Origin of the sequence: Flavobacterium sp. CG_9.1, assembly GCF_015751645.1 — a bacterium.
Classification (GTDB): Bacteria; Bacteroidota; Bacteroidia; order Flavobacteriales; family Flavobacteriaceae; genus Flavobacterium; species Flavobacterium xanthum.
On record NZ_JADOVC010000086.1, the window covers coordinates 1 to 1117 of the forward strand.

At 27.1% G+C, this 1117-nt stretch carries 1 protein-coding gene; it reads left to right on the forward strand.

The genetic code is table 11. The features are described from left to right. Positions 1 to 659 precede the first annotated feature (659 nt). Positions 660 to 1025 carry a hypothetical protein gene (locus IWX83_RS17115; protein ID WP_196831359.1) on the forward strand — a complete coding sequence of 122 codons (366 nt, stop codon included), beginning with the start codon at positions 660 to 662 and terminating at the stop codon, positions 1023 to 1025. Positions 1026 to 1117 lie beyond the last annotated feature (92 nt).

The following is a 1117-nucleotide window of genomic DNA, read 5'->3' on the forward strand; positions in this document are numbered from 1 at the left end:
CTCTGATAAACACTTAATAATGATGAAAAAATTAACAGCGTAATTAAAAATCGAAATTTAGAATAATACTCTTGTTTTATAGGGGTCAAAACATCATCCTTTAGCTTTGCGGTGTAATTTATCATAATATCAAGTGTATCTTTTGGTATAGAAACAATTTGAATACCTATAGCGTTATATTAAAAGTACAATTTTCATTTTTGGTAATAGTTGGGATTTCTTTTTTAATTTCTTCAATTGAAGTTTTTAGGAAACTAGCTAGTTTTATATTAACTCTCCGTTATGTGTGATTTGTAAATTTTTCAGTCATGGGCAAGTCATGTTTTTCGTAAGGATTTAAAGACAGTCAATCCTTCTACATTTAGAATTGAAATTTTAAATAATAAAAACAATGCTTGAATAAGATGTCTTGAAATGCTGATATTGTCACTAACGAACTACGATTAATAGAACGTTCATATCAATTCAGAGATATATTTAGTAGACAAAGAGAAACTACATCTTCAAATAAAAATCCTTAGTCAAAGTAATGTACACCTGCTTGTAAATATGTATTGATGTTTCGATGATGAAAAATATTTGAATATTTAATAACTCCGCCATCTCTTGTCGCTATAGACACATAAGTTTGCTTCAAATTCTAATTAAAGATAATACTTATGGAAAATCAAAACAGTACAGTAAACAAATTAATAATTCAAAATAATTCGTTTAATGTTTACGATAATGGATCTGGTTATGTAAATCAATTGAGAATGTATCACGCTTATTTTAATCAAATTCCAAATATTAAAATAATACGAGATATTGATATAACGGCCATGCGAACTTATATTTCTTCTCAGATGAAAGAAAACATTGAGCAAATACATTACAGTCAAACCTATCGGCCAGAAAAGAAAAAGAACTTCTATTCTGATCATTTTTTTATTCTTAAAAATAAAATTGTAATAAATCTGTCTGGAGGTATTTTCGGAGGGGCTGTTTATGTTCGGTGGATTCAATTAATAAATGCGAATTCTTGATTATTGTTTAATAATTGTAAATATACTTCATTTGGAGAATCAAATTGATGCCTTTTTCGAGGTCTATTATTTAATTTTTCTACTACCTTTTT